The organism is Rhizobium oryzihabitans (assembly GCF_010669145.1).
Taxonomy (GTDB): Bacteria; Pseudomonadota; Alphaproteobacteria; order Rhizobiales; family Rhizobiaceae; genus Agrobacterium; species Agrobacterium oryzihabitans.
The window spans coordinates 1,086,698-1,106,807 of sequence record NZ_CP048632.1 but is presented as its reverse complement, the minus strand read 5'-3'; the positions used below and the strand labels follow the sequence as shown (position 1 = coordinate 1,106,807).

Sequence of the window (20,110 nt, the reverse complement as noted above, 5' to 3'; positions counted from 1 at the left end):
CGTCATTCCGGCTCAGGACCTGAATGAGAGGCCGCAAAAACGTGAAAGCGATCCCTTGTCGCCACCAGATCAACCGAATTCATGGGTGAATAACATTTTTTGATGTAAAGGGCCGGAGTAATGCTCTAGCCTTGCATAAATCCAACTCCCCTGCGTCGTCCTTCCCCGCATGAAAAATCTTCCGATGGCGTGTTTGCGCAGCCGATATGAGTAACTGCCAATGAACGCCGAGCCGACAAATCCCTTTCGCGGGATAAGCATGAAGCTGATTTCGGTCGGCTTTTTTCTGGTGATGCAGACCTGTATCAAGGCCTCCGGTCCCGATGTGCCGGCCGGCCAGATCACCTTCTTCCGCTCCGCTTTCGCTATTATCCCCATCGTCGTTTATCTGGCCTGGCTGCATGCGCTGACAAGCGCGCTGCAGACCAACAATCTGCTTGGCCATTTCAAGCGCGGTTTTCTCGGCATCCTGTCCATGGCCTGCGGTTTTTATGGCCTCACGCTGCTGCCGCTGCCGGAATTCATCGCCATCGGCTACGCGTCGCCGCTGCTCGCGGTGGTTTTTGCTGCATTCGTCCTGCATGAGAAGGTGCGTGTCTATCGCTGGAGCGCGGTTTTCGTTGGCATGATGGGCGTGCTGGTGATCCTGTGGCCGAAGATGACGCTTCTGAGGGAAGGCGGCTTTGCTGCGGGCGAGGGGCTGGGCGCGATCGCCGTGCTTTGCGGTGCAGCACTGGGTGGTCTTGCCATGATCCAGGTGCGGCAATTGGTGGAGACGGAAAAGACGCCGACCATTGTGCTTTATTTCTCACTCACCGCCACATTGCTGTCATTGATCAGCGTGCCTTTCGGCTGGAGCGACCTGGACACAAGACAGTCCGTCCTCCTGATTACCAGCGGCATCTGTGGCGGTGTTGCGCAGATCTTCCTGACGGAAAGCTATCGCCACGCGGAGGTCTCCACCATCGCACCCTTCGAATACAGCTCCATCGTGTTCGGCATCGTCGTCTCCTATATCCTGTTCGGAGACGTGCCCACCGTCACCATGCTGATCGGCACGGCAATCGTTATCATGGCGGGCATCTTCATCATCTTCCGGGAGCATCAGTTGGGGCTGGCGAGACGGGCGGCGCGCAAGGCCTCGACCCCGCAGGGGTGATACTCCGGATGCGGCGGATGACGCAGATCCTGCGGCATCTGTCGTTGCATCCTATACGACGCAGATGTTTCCCACGCCGGGCAAATCTCAACCTCATTCCTGTGCTCGTCACAGGAATCCAGCTGACGCGCGTCTGCGCGGCGAGAGAGTCTTTTCAGCCCAAGGACTTGGGCTGGCTAGATCTCTGTGACAAGCACAGAGATGAGGAGAGGATCGCGCCCTGTAAAAGCAGGGTAACCGACGCACCGGCGCCAAACCCTTGCGTCGCATCATATGACGCCGCCGGCGGCCATCGTCAGGTGCCGCAAAACCCCTGAAAAAGCAAAAGGCGCCTTCCCGAAGAAAGACGCCAGCGCGCAATCATCTATATGGACAGGATTTTACGCCTGCCTGAATGCTCTCAGCGCTCGCGGAAATCCGCGAAGACAGCTGCGGGACGTGTGACACGAACCTGCTGCATGGCAGCGCGTGCGGTCATCTGTTCGTTAGCGGCAGCGCCGAAACGATGGTAACCCTGACTGGAGCGAGGGCCGAGGCCTGCCAGACGGAGTGTTTCAAAGCCGGAATGCACCGGACGGAAGCGAGTGGTCATTGCCTTGGTTCCTTAAACCGAATTCCTCCCAAGACACGCCGCCTATATCGCAGCGCAGCATGGATTCGGCAAGGCGGCCAAATGCGCCGCTGTTATGCACATTGTGCATGGCTTTTTTCATAATTCGTTTACACTGAGCAAGAAGAAGGCAATCAGCCTTCGGAGACTTTTGCTTGAAATGCTAATAAATCCTGCCATGCCAATGACTTGGAGGCCGGAGCGTTCAAAAGTTCCTGCGGATGCAGGCTCGCCAGAGCCGGTAAAACCAGGTGTCCGGCTGCGACATCACGCCACTGTCCGCGCAGCGTATGGATCGTTCCCGTGCCGCCAAAAAAGAAACGTGCGGTTAAGTTGCCAAGAAGCAACAGGTGTTTCGGCTCCGCAAGCGCGATCTGGCGCTCGATGAAGGGGCGGCAAATATCCATTTCGGCCTGTGTCGGCGGGCGGTTGCCAGGCGGACGCCAGGGCACGACATTGCCGAGCATGATGCCTGAGCGTTCAAGGCCGATCGCCGCCAGCATGCGGTCCAACAAAAGCCCGCTCTTGCCGGCAAAGGGCAGGCCCTCCCGGTCGTCATCCGCATCCGGCATGGGGCCGATGACCATGATGGCGGAAGCGGGATCGCCCTGCGTGAACACCGTGTTGCGGGCGCTGTTCTTGAGGTTGCAGCCGCTGAACCCCTCAAGAGCGGTTTTCAACTCGGGAAGCGACCGCGCGCTTTCTGCCGCAAAACGCGCGGCTGCCACGGCCTGTTCGTCCGGCACGGCGACATTTTGCTGAACGGCGGGGGCGGGCGGTGCACCTCTGGTCGGGGCGGCACGATCCGCCGCCTGCCGCTGGGGAGCATCGGTGCGACGCTCTGGTCCACCCTCCATCTGGCGCGTGGGGCGGAATTTTCCTGTCGCGCTGCCGGACGGGCAGGGCGGGCAGCGGCAAATTCGGCGAAACGGTCGAGCGGACTGTCCTCAAGCAGCCAATCCACACCCGCATCCGCATGGAAATGCAGGAGGGCGGCGAGTTCGGCCGGGGAGAGGTCGTGAGCGGCGATCATGGCTGGAAATTATCCCATGTTCGCCGCCCGGGAAACCCGTAAATCACGCTGTCCAGCGCTGAATGTCACCGCTTTCGCCGATCATCGCCAGACCATGGGCAATCGAGAGCAGCTCGCCGCCGGTTTCGATCCGGTCCGCGTCGAAACGACGGGTGAAAAGCTCCCGCACCGCCGGCACGAAGGAGGTGCCGCCGGTCAGGAACACCTTGTCGATCGCATCCGGCGCAACCTTCGTCTTCTCCAGAACCTCGTCCAGCGCGCCCTCGATCTTGGCAAGGTCGTCGGCGATCCAGGTGTTGAAGTCGCTGCGCTTGACCGTTTTGCGACCGGCCTTGCCGAGCGGTGCGAAGTTGAACTCCGCCTCCTCGGCCGAGGAGAGCGCCATCTTGGTGGCGGAAATCGACTGATAGAGCGGATAACCCTCGTCATGCTCCACCAGATCGATGAAAAGTTCGAGCTTGTCCGGCTCGATCGCCGAACGTACCAGCGATTTCAGATCGGTGAATTCCTTCGAGGTCTTGAAGATCGACAGCTGGTTCCAGCGGCCGAAATTCACGTAATAACCAGAGGGCACATCCAGCACCTTGTCGAAGCTCTTGAACTTGCTGCCCTTGCCAATCTCAGGCGAGACCAGATTGTCGATCATCCGGAAGTCGAAATGGTCACCCGCCACGCCGACGCCCGAATGGCCGATGGGGGTGGCGGAAAGCTTGCCGGCATGGGTCTCGAAACGGATCAGCGAATAGTCCGTGGTGCCGCCGCCGAAATCCGCCACCAGCACGTTGGCGTCCTTTTTCAGGCTCTGGGCGAAATAATAGGCGGCCGCCACGGGCTCATAGACATAGTGGATCTCCGGAAAACCGGCCCGGCCCAGCGCCTCGTTGTAACGGGCAAGCGCGAGAGACTCGTCCGGATTGCTGCCGGCGAAGCGCACCGGCCGCCCGGCGATGACGGTCGAGACGTCGCCCGGCCATTCCGCGCCCGCATAGGTCTTCAGCTTACGCAGGAACACGTCCATCAGGTCCTCGAAGCTCTGGCGCTTGGCGAAGATCAGCGTGCCCTGGAAGAGCGGCGAGGCCGCGAATGTCTTGATCGACTGCAGGAAGCGACAATCGCCCGCATTGTCGATGAATTGCCGGATGGCGGCATGGCCTGCTTCGACATGCAGGGCAGCAGCACCCAGCCCTGAATCCTTCATGAAGGAGAGCGCGGTGCGCATGCTGTCATCCGTGCCCGCGCTGCTGGTGAAGCGCATGGAACGGCTGTCGCCGCTGCCGTCCGAAAGAGCCATGACCGTGTTGGTCGTGCCGAAATCGAGGCCGAGAGCCCGCTTTTGCGTCATCGCCATATTCCTTGTCGCCGATGGAAATGCCCGCCCGGCCCTTGAGGTGGCCCGGCGTGAAAATGAGGGATGCCCTTGGCGTCCCGATGTCAGAGGAGGGCGGTTGATTGCATAAGCCCGGCGGAATGGCAAGCACCGCATCCACGTTTATTGTGACATTTTCATGAAGTAACCGTCGCAGTCAGGATGCGCCCTTGTCGCGTACATTAAATATTTTTTCGCACAAACAGAGTATAAGGCTGGGCTATAACATTAAATGGCAGGTTTATTTTTGTATTTGTGCGTTTGTAAACGGAGCCACAATGTCCCGCAAGCCGGCTCGTTCCTTGCCTGAAGAAGTGCCGCCAGAGAGGGCCGCGCTTGTTCGCGGCGACGTTGAAAGCTTTAATCACCATCTCATGGATCTGATGGAGATCTCGCAGCAGGGTTATGCCCTGTTCGACGGCGGCGACCAGTTGCGCTTCGCCAACAGTGCGTTTCGCATGGCGCTCGGCATCGGGCCCGAGGACTTCCCGACATGGGTGGAGCTGATGCGCATCGGCTATCGTAGCGCCACCGGCACCGCCATCGAAACCTCCGATTTCGAACTTTGGCTGCGCTCCGCCAAGACGAGGCGCGGCAAATTGCCATTCCGCACCATCGAGACCAGCCTGAATGACGGTCGCTGGATGCTGACCACGGAAACGACGCTGCCCGGCGGCTGGATGCTGTGCGTGATCACCGATGTTTCCGAACTCGGCATAGAATTGCGCGATCTTCGCCAGGAACGCGACAAGGCGCTGAAATCGGCACTGAGCGACGAGTTGACCGGTCTTGGCAACCGCCGTTACGCCATGGATAGTCTCAACCACATGCTTGGCCCCAACAAGGCCCAGGCCCTTGCGGTGATCATCATGGATATTGACCACTTCAAGGCGGTGAACGACCGCTTCGGGCATGCAAGCGGCGATCTGGTCCTGAAAGATTTCGCCGGCCGCCTCTGCGCCGCCGCCGGCCGCGACGATCTGCTCGGGCGGATCGGGGGCGAGGAGTTCCTGCTCGTTCTCGGCGGTTCACGCATGCTGAGCGCCGAGATCATCATGCAGCAACTGCTGTCGTCGTTGACCGCGGCATCGCCGCTGAGCGACGTGCCGGATTTCCGCTATAGCTGCTCGGCCGGCATCGCCTTTGCCAATCCCGGCGAGAGCGCCGGCGATGTCTTGCGCCGTGCTGACACAGCGCTTTACGAAGCCAAGAACACCGGCCGAAACCGCTTCGTGATCTACGGAGCGGCTTCTTGACCGGTTGAGTTTTGCCGGCGTCAGTTCGACTTCGCTGCGCCGCCATCCACCCTGAGCATCGTGCCGGTGATGTAGCTTGCCGGCACCGAGCAGAGGAAGGCGCCGGCGGCGGCGAATTCTTCCACCGTGCCGAGCCGGCCGGCCGGAATGCTCTTGACGGAAGCCTCACGGATTTCCTCAAGGCTTTTACCCAGACGCTTGGCATTGGCGCCATCGAGTTCGTCGATGCGGTCGGTATGGATGCGGCCGGGCAGGAGAAGATTGGAGGTGATGCCGAAACCGGCCACTTCGGAGGACAGCGTCTTGCTCCAGCCCACCAGCGCCCCGCGCAGCGTGTTGGAGAGCGCCAGATTGGGGATGGGCTCGAAAACGCCCGAGGAAGCGACGGTCAGGATGCGGCCAAAACCCTGTTCCTTCATCTGCGGCAAAAGCGCATTGGTGAGCGTGATGACGCGCAGCACCATGGATTGGAAGAAGTTTTCCAGTTTCTCGGCCGTGATCTCCTGCGCAAGACCCGGTGTCGGGCCGCCGGTATTGTTGACGAGAATATCGATGCCGCCGAGCTTGTCTTTCACGGCCTGAACCATGGCTTCGACGAAATTGTCATCGGCAAGATCGCCCCACACCCAGTCTGCCTTGCCCTTGCCCAGCGCGTTGATCGCCTTGCAGTTCGCATCCAGCTTCTCGCCGCTTCTGCCGACGAGAAGAACATTTGCGCCTTCCTTCGCCAGCGCCGTTGCAATGCCCAGCCCAAGGCCGCGTGAGGAGGCGAGAACGAGGGCGCGTTTGCCGGAAATGCCGAGATCCATGGGTTTTGTCCTGTCTTGTTTGCGATGTCTTCGCTGTTTATAGGAAGGTGAAACCCGCTTTTGAAGGTCAAATACGCGTCATGACAGAACAATCTCTGCTTAAATTTTCCATTGCCGTCACGGTTCTTCTGGCCGCGTTCGGCATCGGCGCGGGTTTGTTCTCGGGCTCCTTCGCGGTGGTGTTCGATGGCGTTTATGCGCTGACCGATGCTTTCATGACGGTGCTGGCGCTGCTTGTCGCGCGGCTGATCGCGGCCTCGGCAGCACCAAGGCCCGGTGGCCGGTTGGCGGAACGTTTCACCATGGGTTTCTGGCATCTGGAGCCGATGGTGCTTGGCCTTAACGGCACGCTCTTGATGGGGGCTGCGATCTACGCCCTGATCAATGCCATTGACAGCCTGATGGACGGCGGCAGATCGATCGAGTTCGATTACGCCATCATCGTCACCTTCGTCAGCTTCGCCGTCTCGCTCATCATGGCGTGGTTCGTCAAACGCCAGAACCGCAGGCTGAAATCAGCTTTCGTGGCGCTGGACGCCAAAAGCTGGCTGATGAGCGCGCTCCTGAGCGTGGCCCTGTTCCTGGCCTTCGCCATCGGTTACGGGCTGACGGGAACGGCGCATCAGTGGATCGCGCCCTATATCGACCCTGCCGTGCTGGCGCTCGTCTGCCTCGTCATCATCCCCATGCCGTTCGGCAATGTGAAACAGGCGCTGGCGGATATTCTTCTGGTGACACCGCTGGAATTCAAGCAGCACGTGGACAGGGTGGCAGGGGAGATCGTGGCGAAGTTCGGCTTCTCTTCGCACTATTCCTATGTGGCCCGCGTCGGCCGCGGCCGCCAGATCGAACTCTTCTTCATCGTGCCGAAGAACTGGCCGGCCCGGCGCCTGGAAGAATGGGACGCCATCCGCGACGAAATCGGCGATGCGCTCGGCGGCGAGGGAACGGATCGGTGGCTGACGATCGTGTTTACGACGGATGAGGAATGGGCGGTTTGAAGCGGAGAATTCGGCGGCGATCTTCGCGCGCCGCTAATCCTGCGTGAGCGCTTCAACAGGAGCAAATAGCGAAAAGACCAGACCATCACGCTCGAAAGCAAGGTCCACCGTGCCATGAACATAGCTGGCAAGCGCCCTTTCGATCATTCGTGAGCCAAAGCCTTTTTTGGCGGGATCAATGACCGCAGGACCGTCCCGTTCCCGCCAGACAAGATTGAGGCAGTCTTTTTCGTTGACCTTCTCAATCTCCCAGCTGATGGAGATATTTCCGCTCTCATTTGCCAGGGCGCCATACTTGATGGCGTTGGTCGTCAACTCGTGAAAGGCGAGCGCGATTGCGAGACCGCTTTTAGGCGCGAGGGTAACCTTGGGTCCGTCGATCCTTATTCGATCAGCGGACTGCTCGTTTGCCACCGTTTCGGCAACGGCTTTCAGCGTCGTCATGTCGTGGCTCGGGCGCAGCAACAGGTCATGCGCGCGGCCAAGTGCAGCCAGCCGGGCAAGAAAGGCGGGCTTTGCCACTGACATTTCGTCATCGTCTTTAAGGGTTTGACCCGCAACGGATTGCACGAGAGCCAGAATGTTCTTGATTCTGTGTGATAATTCATTGCGCAGAAGAAGCTGCTGTTCTTCGAATTCCTTCACGCCGGTGATGTCTCGGGAGATGGAAAGAATGCTGTCGACCGAGCCGCTGTCGTCAAAAATCGGAGACACCTTGACGTCCCAGAAGCGGCGGTTTCCCGTTGCCGTATCCGCAAATCCGAGAAATCGGGAGCTTCTGCCTTCACGTGCCTCGTTGATGGCCGCTACAGCTGCGATATTGCCCTTTCCTTCCCAGAAATCCGGCCAGGGGCAGCCTTTTACGGCTTCGAAATCCTGTATCTCCATGACCCGTTGCCCGCCCTCATTCATGAACTGAAGGGAGCCATCCAAACCAATAATTTTTATGCAGTCGTCCGAGGCAGCCAAGGCGGCGTGGATAAATCGCTGGCTTTGATCGTTTGACGTTTGCGTCATTGAAAATCCACCTGAACCGAGAGCACCATATAAGCTCTGCTGAACAATTATTGGTGGCTTTGGGATAAACATAGTGGATACTTTTCTAAATGCCAAGATGATCACATATGGCGCATATCCGAAGTAATGACCTTGTCACGAAGCCCTCATCGGCCGAACGACGGGATGGGTTTTTGGGTGCGAGACCCGACGCCAACCTAACGTCACTCTCAAATCTGCAAACACTGACAAGCTTGACGCCCACACTAGCTGCGCCTATCCTCTATATTACGTGAACGTAAAAGTAATAAATTAGTCATCAGGTTGTCTGACAATGGGGTGGCGTGCGACATGTTTTGCCGCTATAGAAGCTCGACAAAGGCGTCCTGCTTTGCGAAGACAGGCGCTGGTGAATGCGGTGTCGCGGATGGCTTTTGACCTGCGCAGCCAATGCGGCGAAGATGCCAAAAAGCGGATATAACAACAGCCGGATGGGACCGGCGATGCGGAGAGGACAAGATGACGGAAGTGATGGAACTGCCCGAACGCGAAGCGATGGAATTCGACGTTGTGATCGTCGGTGCTGGTCCTGCGGGTCTTGCCGCCGCGATCCGTCTGAAGCAGGTCGAGCCGGAGCTTTCGGTTGTCGTTCTGGAAAAGGGCGCTGAAGTCGGCGCGCATATCCTCTCGGGCGCTGTGGTTGATCCTATCGGCATCGACAGGCTGCTGCCCGGCTGGCGGGAAGAGGAGGGGCATCCCTTCAAGACCGAGGTCAAGGACGACCAGTTCATGTTCCTGGGCCCTGCCGGCTCCATCCGCCTGCCGAACTTCATGATGCCGCCGCTCATGAATAATCACGGCAATTACATCGTCTCGCTTGGTCTCGTCTGTCGCTGGCTGGCGGAAAAGGCGGAGGCTCTCGGCGTCGAGATCTATCCGGGCTTTGCCGCCACCGAAGTGCTTTATAATGACGAGGGCGCGGTGATCGGTGTCGCCACCGGCGATATGGGCATCGAGAAGAACGGCGAACCGGGTCCGGCCTTCACCCGCGGCATGGAACTGCATGGCAAATATGTGCTTGTTGGAGAGGGTGTGCGCGGTTCGCTCGCCAAGCAGCTGATTTCCAAATTCGAGCTTTCCAGAGATCGCGAGCCGCAAAAATTCGGCATCGGCATCAAGGAGCTCTGGCAGGTCAAGCCGGAACACCACAAGCAGGGTCTCGTGCAGCATTCCTTCGGTTGGCCGCTCGGTTTCAAGACCGGCGGCGGTTCCTTCCTCTACCATCTCGAGGATAATCTCGTCGCCGTCGGCTTCGTGGTGCACCTCAATTACAAGAACCCCTATCTCTATCCTTTCGAGGAATTCCAGCGCTTCAAGACCCATCCGGCCATCCGCGATACCTTCGAGGGCGGCAAGCGCATCTCCTATGGCGCGCGCGCCATCACCGAAGGCGGTTACCAGTCGGTGCCGAAGCTGACTTTCCCGGGCGGCGCGCTGATCGGCTGTTCCGCCGGTTTCGTCAACGTTCCGCGTATCAAGGGCAGCCATAATGCTGTGCTGTCGGGCATGCTGGCGGCGGAAAAGATCGCCGCGGCGATTTCCGCCGGCCGCGCCCATGACGAGGTGGCGGAGATCGAGGCCGAATGGCGCGACGGCGATATCGGCAAGGACCTGAAGCGGGTGCGCAACGTCAAGCCGCTGTGGTCGAAATTCGGCACGCTCGTCGGTGTCGGTCTTGGCGGTCTGGACATGTGGACCAACCAGCTGTTCGGTTTCTCCTTCTTCGGCACGCTGAAGCACGGCAAGACGGATGCGCAGAGCCTCGAACCGGCTTCGAAGCACAAGCCGATCGCCTATCCCAAGCCTGACGGCGTTCTGACCTTCGATCGCCTGTCGTCGGTGTTCCTGTCCTCCACCAACCATGAAGAGGACCAGCCGGTGCATCTTCATGTGAAGGATATGGAGTTGCAGAAGCGCTCCGAACACGACATCTATGCCGGCCCCTCGACGCGTTATTGTCCGGCAGGTGTTTACGAGTGGGTGGAGAAGGACGGCGAAGAGGTTTACGTCATCAACGCGCAGAACTGCGTGCACTGCAAGACATGCGACATCAAGGATCCCAACCAGAACATCAACTGGGTGCCGCCGCAGGGTGGCGAGGGGCCGGTTTACGCCAATATGTGATGGCGATTACGGCTGAAGCCTTCTCCTCCGTCATGCTCGGGCCTGTCCCGAGCATCTGCACGGGCTGATTTTACGATACGTGAGTGGATCCTCGTGGCAGGCCCGAGGATGACGTCGAGCGTGGGAAGACCGCTTGCAATCACTCTCGACCGTTATTTTCGGAACGAGCAAGTCTTTGATTGCAAGGACTGATTTTCCACGGCGCATTCGCCCCTGACTGGTTGGCGGGTCAAGCCCGGCTTGACGGGATGTGGTATCCACAGCCCCGTTGCCCCCTGTCTATTTGTGGATTGCTCTTCGATTTCTTACATATAGGATGTTGGGGTGTTGTAGCGTCAACGGCGAGTGGAGTGCGGGCCGTAAATGCGGTAACGCCTTGATGTGCATATGGTCCTAGGTGCCGTCGCCCGGCGGCAGGGAGTTAAGAGAATGTCCGGCTTTCAAAGGCTGAATATCGTGCGGAACACAAGGTTTGGCGTCGCTTTGGCGGCGGGGGTGGTCGTTGCAGTCTCATTGAGCGGCGGTCCGCTGGTGGCTGCCAGTTGCCGTACGGATGCCATGGCCGGCATCGACTGGCGCGAATGCAACAAGCGCCTGCTGATGCTGGGCGGCAGCAATCTCGATTCGGCAATGCTTTACGGCACCGATTTCACCTATACCGACCTGCGCGGTTCCTCTTTGAAGGGCGCCAATCTCGAAAAGGCGAAACTCATCCGCACGGCTCTGGGAGAAGCAAACCTTCAGGGCGCCAACCTGACCAAGGTGGAAGCCTATCGCAGCGATTTTTCAGCCGCCGATGCCACCAATGCCAAATTCATCAATGCCGAAATGCAGCGGACCAAGTTCGAGAATACCAAGCTCGACGGCACGGATTTCACCAAGGCCGAACTCGGCCGTGCCGATTTTGAAGGCGCGACGCTGAACGGCTCGAAATTCTCCCTGACCAACCTGTCGCGTGCCCGTTTCGGTGGCGCAAAGCTTGGCGGCCCGGTGGATTTCACCAGCGCCTTCCTGCTGTTGACCCGGATCGAAGGGGTTGATCTTTCCACCGCGACCGGGCTGGAGCAAAAGCAGGTGGATATCGCCTGCGGCGACGCCAAGACCAAGTTGCCGAACGGCCTGACGGTACCCGCCTCCTGGCCATGCCCGGAAGATCCGGACGACGAGTGACGGGAGGGGCCGCGCGGTTTTTACGCGGCAAATGCGTTTTCCGTAAAAGGGGATAGAAGCGTCCGCGATGCGGACGCCTCATCTTCGATCAGAAGCCCGAAAGTACGATCTTGCCCTTGGCCTTGTTGCTCTCGATCAGAGCATGCGCCTTGATGAGGTTTGCGGCGTTGATGGTGCCGAAAACTTCCGTCAGCGTCGTTTTGATCTTGCCGGCATCGACCAGCTGCGCGACGTGGTTGAGCAGCTTGTGCTGTTCGATCATATCAGGCGTCTCAAAAACCGCGCGGGCGAACATCATTTCCCAATGGATCGATATGCATTTGCGCTTGAAGGCCATGATGTCGAAACCGCCGGCCGGATCGTCGATCAGCGCGAAACGGCCCTGCGGGGCGATGGTTGCGACGCTGTCGGCGGCGTGGATATCGCTGTGGGTGGTCGAGAAAACGAAGCCCGGGGCACCGAGACCAAGCGCCTCCACCTGCGGGGCGATCGGCTTGCTGTGATCGACGACGTGATGTGCGCCGAGGTCTTTGGCCCATTGCATCGTTTCTGGCCGTGAAGCCGTGGCGATGACGGTGAGGTCCGTCAGCGCCCTCAGAAGCTGGATGGCGATCGAGCCGACCCCGCCAGCGCCACCAATCACCAGAACGGCGTTCGCGGCACCCGGAACCGGCTCCTTCACCCGCAGCCGGTCGAACAGCGTCTCATAAGCGGTGATCGCCGTCAGCGGCAGAGCGGCGGCTTCCTCGAAACTCAGTGATTTCGGCTTTGCGCCGACGATCCGCTCATCAACCAGGTGGAATTCGCTGTTGGAGCCTGGGCGGTTGATGACACCGGCGTAAAACACCTCGTCGCCGGGCTTGAACAGCGAGACCTTGTCGCCGACGGCCTTTACCACACCCGCCGCGTCGAAGCCGAGCACGCGAGCTGTGCCGTTTTCCGGAGCCTGATTTCGGCGCACCTTGGTATCGACGGGGTTGACCGAAACGGCCTTCACCTCCACCAGAATATCGTGCCCCTTCGCCTCCGGCTGGGGCAGGTCGATATCGACAAGGGCTTCTTTTGCGGTGATTGGCTGGTTCGTCCTGTAACCGATGGCGCGCATGAACAGTCTCCTTTGCTTGTTTGCGTGCCTCTTACTTGATACATATGAACATCGATCGCAAGAATGCACATTTTGTGATGATACATACAAAAAGGATACTGTGATGTCGCGACCGCGCGCCAAGCTTACCGGCAACTTTCCCGGCTGCCCGGTGGAATCGGCCTTAAGTTTCCTCGATGGAAAATGGAAGGGCGTGATCCTCTATCATCTCATCAACGAGGGCACGCTGCGCTTCAACGAGCTGCGCCGCCATATTCCCAGCGTTACCCAGCGCATGCTGACGAAGCAGCTGCGCGAGCTGGAAGAGGCGGGCCTGATTTCGCGCACCGTCTTTCCGGTGGTGCCGCCGCGCGTGGACTATGCGCTGACACCGCTTGGCGAGACCATGAGGCCGGTAATCTCGGCGCTGAAAGTCTGGGGCGACGCCCATGTCGTCTGCAAGAACGGCGCGAAATATACCCAGCTTCCAGCGACTGAAGAGAAGGCAGCCTGAAAAATCACGGGTAAAACCACATCCACACTTGCGGGCCGGGGATGGTGCGACGCAACACGGATTTGCCCCGATTGATGCATAATGCTGCCATCGTGATTCGCAGCAGGGACATCAAAGCACATGAGCATGGGTTGGATGGAGGCCGGATTTCTCGGCCTTTTGCAAGGACTTACGGAATTTCTTCCGATTTCTTCAAGCGCGCATCTGCGGATAGCCGGGGAGTTCCTACCCTCCGGCGCGGATCCCGGTGCCGCCTTCACCGCGATTACCCAAATCGGCACGGAAATGGCGGTGCTGGTTTACTTCTGGTCCGACATCATGCGGATCGCCACCGCCTGGCTGCGGCAGAACCTTCGCCTCGGCCCCTATGACAAGGCCGATGCCCGGCTTGGCTGGCTGATCATCGTCGGCTCGGTGCCGATCGTCTTTCTCGGCCTGTTCTTCAAGGATGCCATCGAGCATTCGCTGCGCAACCTCTATATCACCGCCGTAATGCTGATCGTCTTCGGCATCGTCCTCGGCATCGCCGACAGGATCGGTGAAAAGCGTTACAAGCTGAACCAGCTGATCTGGCGCGACGGTATCCTGTTCGGCTTCGCGCAGGCCATGGCGCTCATCCCCGGCGTCTCGCGCTCCGGCGGCACCATCAGCGCCGGCCTGCTTTTAGGCTACACCCGCGAGGCGGCGGCCCGTTATTCCTTCCTGCTCGCCGTTCCCGCCGTCTTCGGCTCCGGTTTCTACCAGCTCTTCAAGAGCATCGGCGAGGATAATCCGGTCGGCTGGGGACCGACGGGACTTGCGACCCTGATCGCCTTCATCGTCGGTTATGCGGTGATTGTTGTGTTCCTCAAGCTGGTCTCGACCAAAAGCTACATGCCCTTCGTCTGGTACCGCGTGGTCATCGGCTTCATTCTGCTTGGGCTGCTGGGAACGGGCGTCATCAGCGCCGGCGGGTGATGGGCTTTTCCAGGAACCATGCTTTTGGCAAAGTTGCATCATCCGCACGCCGTCACCCCGGACCAGATCTGGGGTCCAGCGCGATCAAGTCATTGAGCGCAAAAGACTTTTCTCACGGCGCAGACGCGCCGTGGCTGGATGCCGGATCAAGTCCGGCATGACGGAGGAGAGATTATGACGTGCCGCGAAATGTAGAAGGCCCGCTTGTTGGAGCGGGCCTTTCGTCTTTCAAAGCAATGTGCCGCTCAGGATTACCAGCGCCACCGAGAAGTAGATGACGAGGCCGCTGACATCCACCAGCGTGGCGACGAAGGGGGCCGATGCGCTGGCGGGATCGAGCCGCAGGCGCTGCAGCACGAAGGGCAGCATGGAGCCGGCGAGCGAACCGAAGGTGACGATGCCGACAAGCGCCGCAAAGACGGTGGCGCCCACCAGCAGCCAGTGCTCGCCATAGTCATAAAAGCCCGCCTGCTGCCAGACCGTCAGACGCAGGAAACCGATGGCGCCCAGAATGCAGCCAAGCGTCAGGCCCGTCGGGATTTCCCGCAGAAGCACCCGCCACCAGTCGGAAAGCTTCAACTCGCCGAGCGCCAGCGCCCGGATGATGAGCGAGGTGGCCTGCGAACCGGAGTTGCCGCCCGAAGACATGATGAGCGGAATGAACAGCGTCAGCACCACGGCCTTTTCCAGCTCACCTTCAAAATGCTGCATGGCGCTGGCCGTCAGCATTTCACCGAGGAAGAGTGCTGCGAGCCAGCCGGCGCGCTTGCGGATCATGTCCGGAAAACCGATCGTCATATAGGGCTTGCCCAGCGCTTCCATACCGCCGAACTTGTGGGCGTCTTCCGTGGTATCGGCGATCATGGTGTCGATCACGTCGTCAACGGTGACGATGCCGAGAATATGCGAGTGGTCATCGACGACGGGCAGCGCCAGAAGGTCGTGCTTGCGGATCAGCCGGGCGACATCCTCCTGTGACATCAGGGGGCTGGCGCAGACGATGCCTTCCTTCGATGCGACGGAGAGGATGGAAGCGCCGGGCTCACCCGTCACCAGGCGGCGCAGCGTCACGACGGTGGAGAGCGTTCCGTCCTCAGCCAGCACATAGATGGCATAGACCGTTTCACGCGACCGCTCGACGACGCGGATGTGCGAAAGGGTCTGTTCCACCGTCCAGTCATCAGGCACGCTGACGAATTCCGTGGTCATGATCGAGCCGGCGGTGCGCGGCGGATAACCCATCAGGTGCTTGATGGAGAGAGCCGTCGTCCGGTCCAGCCGGGAAAACAGCTTTGCCCGCGGCTCTTCCGCCATTTCCGCCATGACGTCGGCAACACGGTCGTCAGACATCAGGTTGACGAAGCGGGCTGCCTGTTCGACAGGAATATGGGCGATGATGGCGGCTGCGCCATGCAGTTCGGGCCGGTCGAGAATGGCGACGGCCTTTGCCTGCGGCATTGCGAGGAGGGCGGTTGCAGCTTCGCTGACATCGAGCGTGTTGAGGTGCTCGACGCGTTCGGCGATGGTGGTGGAGGAACCGGTGGTTCCGCTACGAAGAAGACGTGCGGCCTTGCTGGCCCTCTGGGAGAGGTTGTGGAAGTTCATGATTGCTCACCTTTCCGTCGATTCGCCGATAACGGCGAACGCGGTGGTGAGCCGACAGTGGTCGGATCAGTTCACGTTCGCCGGTCTCGGCAAAGGCAATCGACTGCTACTGTCGCTAGACATCCAATGATGCTCCGTTGAAATCCGCGCCGTGCTGGTTGGCATGCGCGTAAGGCCGTGTTGCGCCTGAAACCGAAAAGAGTCAAGCACCCGATTATGAAATTTCCGCAAGGTTCTGCACCGCGGCGAGGGGCGGCGATGCAGGCTGTAAAAAAGGCGACTTCAAGCCGCCTTTTCGCGTCGTTCGACGGTGACGGAAACGAGGAAAACGCCAAGCCCGAGAAGGGACAAAACCGCGCCGACATAACCTGTCGAGGCATAACCATAGCCCATGGCGATAACGAGGCCGCCGAGCCAGGCGCCGAGCGCATTGGCGATGTTGAAGGCGGAATGGTTGGAAGCGGCGGCCAGCGTCTGCGCATCCGCTGCCACATCCATCAGCCGCGTCTGCACGGCCGGACAGGCGGCGAAACCGCAGCCGATCAGGAACACGCAGAGGCAGAGCATGAACGGATCCTGCGCCGTCATGCCGAAAACCGCCATGACCACCACGTTGAAGGCCAGCATGCCGCCAATCGTGCCGTTGAGCGATATATCCGCAAGCCGCGAACCGACCACATTGCCGACATTCATGCCGATGCCGAACAGCGCCAGCACCATGGAAACGGTGGAAACCGGCATCATCGCCACATCCGTGGTCGTCTTGGCGATATAGCTGAAGACCGAGAACATGCCGCCGAAGCCGACCGAGGCGATGGCGAGCGTCAGCCACACCTGCACACGGCGGAAAGCGCCGAGTTCGCGCCAGACGCTGGCACCTTCCTCCACCTTGTCACGCGGCTGGAACAGCCACAGGAGAGCAACAGTCAGCAGTGCTATGCCGCCCACCAGCATGAAGGCCGCGCGCCAGGACAGCAGCTGGCCGAAGAAGGTGGCAAGCGGCGTGCCGAGCAGAGTGGCGATGGTGAGACCGAGCATGACGCGACCGACGGCGCGGGCGCGCTTGTGGATCGGCGCCATGGACGCCGCCACCAGCGCCGCAACGCCGAAATAGGCGCCATGCGGCAGGCCGGTGATGAAGCGCAGAACGGTGAAGCTCAGGAAATCGGGTGCAAGGGCGCTCAGGATATTGCCAGCCGCAAAAAGCCCCATGAGGCCGAGAAGCAAAGTGCGGCGCGTCATGCGCGCGGCAAGGACCGCGATGATGGGTGCGCCGATGACGACACCCAGCGCATAGGCCGTGATGACGTAACCCGCCTGCGGCACCGTCACGCCATAGGTCGTAGCGACATCGGGCAGCAGGCCCATGATGGCGAATTCGCCGGTGCCGATGCCGAAGCCGCCGGCGGCAAGCGCCAGCTCGATGAGAGCGATGGCAAACGGTGACAGGGCCACAGCCGGTGCAGCCGTGTAAACGGTTTCATTCTCCGCTCCGGAGCGGACTTCGGAAATATTCGACTGGCTCATTGTGACCTGAGAAGGGGAGGGCCCCACAGAAAAAAGGGCAAGACCGTATGGGAGCGGTCTGCCCTGACTGGAGATGCGCGGTCATGAAAATGACCTTAAGTCATCCCTAACATGAAATGATGCGTTGCGGTAGAGCGATTCTCGGCAAAAGAGCATCTTCACGCGATGGTGTTTGGAACCCTATATAACCCCAGGCATTTACGCGCGGCTGCCTCACGGGATCAGGTTGGAACATGAAGCTCATAGCAATTTTCAATCGTGACGGCGGCACCTTTCGCACCACGGATATGGATGCCTATTGCGAACACGCCCGCGAGGTCTTTTCCCGCGCCGGCCACACGATCGATTGCCGGCTGGTTTCCGGAAAGGATATCGTTGAGGAAATGGAGCGCGCCGCCGATGAGCCTGATATCGAAGGCATCATTGCCGGCGGCGGTGACGGCACGATTTCGGCGGCTGCCGGTATTGCCTGGAAACACGGCATCGCGCTCGGCATCGTGCCCGCCGGCACCATGAACCTGTTTGCCCGTTCGCTGAAGCTGCCGCTCGATATTCGCCAGTCCCTGGAAACGCTGGCAAATGGAGAGGTTGCCAATGTCGATATTGCCAGCGCCAATGGCAGGCTCTTCGTCCACCAGTTTTCGGCGGGCCTGCATTCGCGCATGGTACGCTATCGCAACAACCTCGCCTTCGCGTCCCGTCTCGGCAAGATCAAGGCAAGCATCCGCGCCGCCATCAGCGTCATTCTCAATCCGCCGGTGTTCGAGGTGGACTACACGGTCAACGGCACGGTGCAGCACCGCAAGGTCTCCGCCATTTCGGTCTCCAACAATGAGTTCGGGCAGAATTCTCTGCTGGTGGCGGATAGTGTGTCGGGCGGCCATCTCGGTTTTTACCTCACCGATCCGCTGCCGCCTTCGGGTGTCGCAAGGCTCGTTTTCGACATTCTGCGCGGCAGGCTGAAGGAAAACGCCGCCGTAACGGCCATGACCGTGACGGATGTGGAGCTGCATTTTCCAAAGAAACGCCATGATGTGCGCTGCGTCATCGACGGCGAATTGCTGCCGATGGAACGCGACGTGGCGCTCAAGGTTCACGCCGGCGAATTGAAGGTGCTGGTGGGGCGGTCGTTCTTCGCATAGCGCGTGGCTGAGATGCGAGACAACCGCGCTGGATCGGGTGGTCGCCGCTTGTTTCTTCTCCCCGAGGGGAGAAGTCCGCGGCAGCGGGATGAGGGGGCGAGGGTCGAGATATGCGGAGAGCTTGCCCCCTCATCCGACCCTTCTTCTCCCCGGCGGGGAGAAGAAACAAGGAGCGATGTCGCGCCCTCAATACCCCCTCAAAAACGCCAGTCTTGCCAAATCGAAGCCGCCCGGCCATGTTCGATTGGATGCGGCAGCGTGAGCGGCCGTTGCTTTTGCGGGAGTGCGATCTGTCATGAATGAAGTCTCCAAGCCGATGTCCAACCTTGCCGCCATCGATGCCGCCCATCACCTCCATCCCTTTTCCGACATGGGCAAGCTGAATGCCGCCGGCACCCGCATCATCGAGCGCGCGGAAGGGGTGTTCATCTATGACAGCACCGGCAAGAAATATCTCGACGCCTTTGCCGGCCTGTGGTGCGTCAATATCGGTTATGGACGCCGCGAGATCGCCGATGTCGTGCAGCGCCAGATGAACGAACTGCCCTATTACAACGCCTTTTTCGGCACCACCACGCCGCCCGCGACGCTTCTCGCGCAGAAGATCGCTTCGCGCGCCGGGCCGAAGATGAACCATGTTTTCTTCACCAATTCCGGTTCGGAAGCCACCGACACCTGGTTCCGCATGGCGCGGGTTTACTGGAAGGCGCTCGGCCATCCGACGAAGACCAAGGTGATTGCCCGACGCAACGGCTATCACGGCTCCACGGTCGCCGGCGCTTCGCTCGGCGGCATGAAGTGGATGCATGAGCAGGGCAACCTGCCGATCGAGGGCATTGCCCATATCGGCCAGCCCTATTGGTATGCTGAGGGCGGCGATCTCTCACCCGCTGAATTCGGCCTGAAGGTGGCCCGCGAACTGGAAGCGAAGATCGATGAACTCGGCGAGGAAAATGTCGCCGCTTTCGTAGCCGAACCCATTCAGGGTGCGGGCGGCGTCATCGTGCCGCCGGAAACCTACTGGCCGGAAATCGCCCGCATCTGCAAGGCGCGCAACATTCTGCTGGTGTCGGATGAGGTGATCTGCGGTTTCGGTCGTCTCGGCTCCTGGTTCGGTTACCAGCATTTTGGTGTGGAGCCGGACCTCGCGCCCGTCGCCAAGGGCCTGTCTTCCGGTTATCTGCCGATCGGAGGCGTCATCGTTTCCGACCGTGTGGCGGAGGTGATGTTGTCCGAGGTTGGCGATTTCAACCACGGCTTCACCTATTCCGGCCATCCCGTCTGCGCCGCTGCTGCCCTTGAAAACCTTCGTATCATCGAGGATGAGGGGCTGGTGGAGCGGGTGCGTGACGATATCGGCCCTTATTTTTCTGAGGGCTGGAAGAGCCTCACCGACCACGAACTGGTGGGTGAGGCGGTGAATGTCGGCCTCATGGGCGGCCTGCAGCTGACGGCCGACAAGGCGACCCGCAGACGTTTTGACAAGCTGGATGATATCGGCACTGAAGTGCGCAACCATTGTCTGGCGAACGGCCTCGTGATGCGCGCCACCGGCGACCGCATGCTGGCTTCGCCGGCGCTGACGATCAGCCGTTCGGAGGTGGACCAGATCATCGAGACGCTGCGCCACGGGCTCGATCACCTGCGCGATACGCGAGAGCATATCCGGTAAAAGCGTATAGCCATTTACGTCCGGA

The 20,110-nt window shown here is 60.0% G+C and carries 16 protein-coding genes and 1 pseudogene; 9 read left to right on the top strand and 8 right to left on the bottom strand.

Translation table 11 applies throughout. The features are described 5' to 3' along the window. The first annotated feature begins 220 nt into the window (after positions 1–220). Positions 221–1,159, top strand: coding sequence for a DMT family transporter (locus tag G3A56_RS05885; RefSeq protein WP_082183990.1), 939 nt, complete (start codon positions 221–223; stop codon positions 1,157–1,159). A gap of 400 nt (positions 1,160–1,559) precedes the next feature. On the opposite strand, the gene G3A56_RS05880 is transcribed toward G3A56_RS05885, so the two are convergent. The 3 genes and pseudogenes from G3A56_RS05880 to G3A56_RS05870 all read right to left on the bottom strand — a co-directional run bounded on the left by G3A56_RS05880 (position 1,560) and on the right by G3A56_RS05870 (position 4,144). Beyond that, positions 1,560–1,751, bottom strand: coding sequence for a hypothetical protein (locus G3A56_RS05880; protein WP_003497027.1), 192 nt, complete (start codon positions 1,749–1,751; stop codon positions 1,560–1,562). A gap of 152 nt (positions 1,752–1,903) precedes the next feature. Beyond that, positions 1,904–2,802, bottom strand: a pseudogene (locus tag G3A56_RS05875) (uracil-DNA glycosylase). 43 nt (positions 2,803–2,845) lie between these two features. After that, positions 2,846–4,144, bottom strand: a complete 1,299-nt coding sequence (locus tag G3A56_RS05870) for an Hsp70 family protein (protein ID WP_082183992.1) — start codon at positions 4,142–4,144, stop codon at positions 2,846–2,848. A gap of 302 nt (positions 4,145–4,446) precedes the next feature. On the opposite strand from G3A56_RS05870, the gene G3A56_RS05865 reads away from it, so the two are divergent. Next, positions 4,447–5,424, top strand: a complete 978-nt coding sequence (locus tag G3A56_RS05865) for a sensor domain-containing diguanylate cyclase (protein WP_164056207.1) — start codon at positions 4,447–4,449, stop codon at positions 5,422–5,424. A 20-nt stretch (positions 5,425–5,444) separates the two neighbouring features. On the opposite strand, the gene G3A56_RS05860 is transcribed toward G3A56_RS05865, so the two are convergent. Continuing rightward, on the bottom strand, positions 5,445–6,233 hold the full coding sequence (locus G3A56_RS05860; protein ID WP_082183994.1) for an SDR family oxidoreductase: 789 nt from the start codon (positions 6,231–6,233) through the stop codon (positions 5,445–5,447). Positions 6,234–6,313: 80 nt separating this feature from the next. On the opposite strand from G3A56_RS05860, the gene G3A56_RS05855 reads away from it, so the two are divergent. Continuing rightward, positions 6,314–7,234, top strand: a complete 921-nt coding sequence (locus G3A56_RS05855) for a cation diffusion facilitator family transporter (protein WP_082183995.1) — start codon at positions 6,314–6,316, stop codon at positions 7,232–7,234. 33 nt (positions 7,235–7,267) lie between these two features. Here the strand turns inward: G3A56_RS05855 and G3A56_RS05850 are convergent, their stop codons facing one another. Beyond that, a complete protein-coding gene (locus G3A56_RS05850; protein ID WP_137067528.1) occupies positions 7,268–8,356 on the bottom strand; it encodes an HWE histidine kinase domain-containing protein in 1,089 nt (362 codons plus the stop codon). 393 nt (positions 8,357–8,749) lie between these two features. Between G3A56_RS05850 and G3A56_RS05845 the strand changes: the two genes are divergently transcribed. Further along, positions 8,750–10,414, top strand: coding sequence for an electron transfer flavoprotein-ubiquinone oxidoreductase (locus G3A56_RS05845; protein WP_082183997.1), 1,665 nt, complete (start codon positions 8,750–8,752; stop codon positions 10,412–10,414). Positions 10,415–10,843: 429 nt separating this feature from the next. Then, positions 10,844–11,584 (top strand): pentapeptide repeat-containing protein, encoded by a 741-nt coding sequence (locus G3A56_RS05840; protein WP_082183998.1) that lies wholly within the window; start codon positions 10,844–10,846, stop codon positions 11,582–11,584. 88 nt (positions 11,585–11,672) lie between these two features. Here the strand turns inward: G3A56_RS05840 and G3A56_RS05835 are convergent, their stop codons facing one another. Further along, positions 11,673–12,689, bottom strand: coding sequence for a zinc-binding alcohol dehydrogenase family protein (locus tag G3A56_RS05835; protein WP_082183999.1), 1,017 nt, complete (start codon positions 12,687–12,689; stop codon positions 11,673–11,675). Between the two features lie 103 nt (positions 12,690–12,792). Here G3A56_RS05835 and G3A56_RS05830 point away from each other — a divergent pair, with 103 nt between their 5' ends. Together G3A56_RS05830 and G3A56_RS05825 are read left to right on the top strand one after the other, a co-directional pair. Continuing rightward, on the top strand, positions 12,793–13,182 hold the full coding sequence (locus G3A56_RS05830; protein ID WP_082184000.1) for a winged helix-turn-helix transcriptional regulator: 390 nt from the start codon (positions 12,793–12,795) through the stop codon (positions 13,180–13,182). Between the two features lie 120 nt (positions 13,183–13,302). After that, positions 13,303–14,139, top strand: coding sequence for an undecaprenyl-diphosphate phosphatase (locus G3A56_RS05825; RefSeq protein ID WP_082184001.1), 837 nt, complete (start codon positions 13,303–13,305; stop codon positions 14,137–14,139). Positions 14,140–14,367: 228 nt separating this feature from the next. Here G3A56_RS05825 and mgtE read toward each other — a convergent pair whose 3' ends face one another. Both mgtE and G3A56_RS05815 read right to left on the bottom strand, forming a co-directional pair. Next, positions 14,368–15,744 carry a magnesium transporter gene (mgtE, locus tag G3A56_RS05820; RefSeq protein ID WP_082184002.1) on the bottom strand — a complete coding sequence of 459 codons (1,377 nt, stop codon included), beginning with the start codon at positions 15,742–15,744 and terminating at the stop codon, positions 14,368–14,370. 282 nt (positions 15,745–16,026) lie between these two features. Continuing rightward, positions 16,027–17,271: an MFS transporter gene (locus tag G3A56_RS05815; protein WP_082184003.1), complete on the bottom strand. Its 1,245-nt coding sequence runs from the start codon at positions 17,269–17,271 to the stop codon at positions 16,027–16,029. Positions 17,272–17,504: 233 nt separating this feature from the next. Here G3A56_RS05815 and G3A56_RS05810 point away from each other — a divergent pair, with 233 nt between their 5' ends. Then, positions 17,505–18,413: a diacylglycerol/lipid kinase family protein gene (locus tag G3A56_RS05810; protein ID WP_082184004.1), complete on the top strand. Its 909-nt coding sequence runs from the start codon at positions 17,505–17,507 to the stop codon at positions 18,411–18,413. A gap of 295 nt (positions 18,414–18,708) precedes the next feature. After that, positions 18,709–20,085 (top strand): aspartate aminotransferase family protein, encoded by a 1,377-nt coding sequence (locus G3A56_RS05805; RefSeq protein WP_164056206.1) that lies wholly within the window; start codon positions 18,709–18,711, stop codon positions 20,083–20,085. Positions 20,086–20,110: the final 25 nt, after the last annotated feature.

Excerpts from the sequence above, each read along its gene's own strand:
- G3A56_RS05880 (WP_003497027.1), bottom strand. The coding sequence starts at position 1,751 with ATGACCACTCGCTTCCGTCCGGTGCATTCCGGCTTTGAAACACTCCGT.
- mgtE (WP_082184002.1), bottom strand. The coding sequence starts at position 15,744 with ATGAACTTCCACAACCTCTCCCAGAGGGCCAGCAAGGCCGCACGTCTT.
- G3A56_RS05815 (WP_082184003.1), bottom strand. The coding sequence starts at position 17,271 with ATGAGCCAGTCGAATATTTCCGAAGTCCGCTCCGGAGCGGAGAATGAA.
- G3A56_RS05810 (WP_082184004.1), top strand. The coding sequence starts at position 17,505 with ATGAAGCTCATAGCAATTTTCAATCGTGACGGCGGCACCTTTCGCACC.
- G3A56_RS05855 (WP_082183995.1), top strand. The coding sequence starts at position 6,314 with ATGACAGAACAATCTCTGCTTAAATTTTCCATTGCCGTCACGGTTCTT.
- G3A56_RS05835 (WP_082183999.1), bottom strand. The coding sequence starts at position 12,689 with ATGCGCGCCATCGGTTACAGGACGAACCAGCCAATCACCGCAAAAGAA.
- G3A56_RS05830 (WP_082184000.1), top strand. The coding sequence starts at position 12,793 with ATGTCGCGACCGCGCGCCAAGCTTACCGGCAACTTTCCCGGCTGCCCG.
- G3A56_RS05885 (WP_082183990.1), top strand. The coding sequence starts at position 221 with ATGAACGCCGAGCCGACAAATCCCTTTCGCGGGATAAGCATGAAGCTG.
- G3A56_RS05870 (WP_082183992.1), bottom strand. The coding sequence starts at position 4,144 with ATGACGCAAAAGCGGGCTCTCGGCCTCGATTTCGGCACGACCAACACG.
- G3A56_RS05805 (WP_164056206.1), top strand. The coding sequence starts at position 18,709 with ATGAATGAAGTCTCCAAGCCGATGTCCAACCTTGCCGCCATCGATGCC.
- G3A56_RS05860 (WP_082183994.1), bottom strand. The coding sequence starts at position 6,233 with ATGGATCTCGGCATTTCCGGCAAACGCGCCCTCGTTCTCGCCTCCTCA.
- G3A56_RS05845 (WP_082183997.1), top strand. The coding sequence starts at position 8,750 with ATGACGGAAGTGATGGAACTGCCCGAACGCGAAGCGATGGAATTCGAC.
- G3A56_RS05865 (WP_164056207.1), top strand. The coding sequence starts at position 4,447 with ATGTCCCGCAAGCCGGCTCGTTCCTTGCCTGAAGAAGTGCCGCCAGAG.
- G3A56_RS05840 (WP_082183998.1), top strand. The coding sequence starts at position 10,844 with ATGTCCGGCTTTCAAAGGCTGAATATCGTGCGGAACACAAGGTTTGGC.
- G3A56_RS05825 (WP_082184001.1), top strand. The coding sequence starts at position 13,303 with ATGAGCATGGGTTGGATGGAGGCCGGATTTCTCGGCCTTTTGCAAGGA.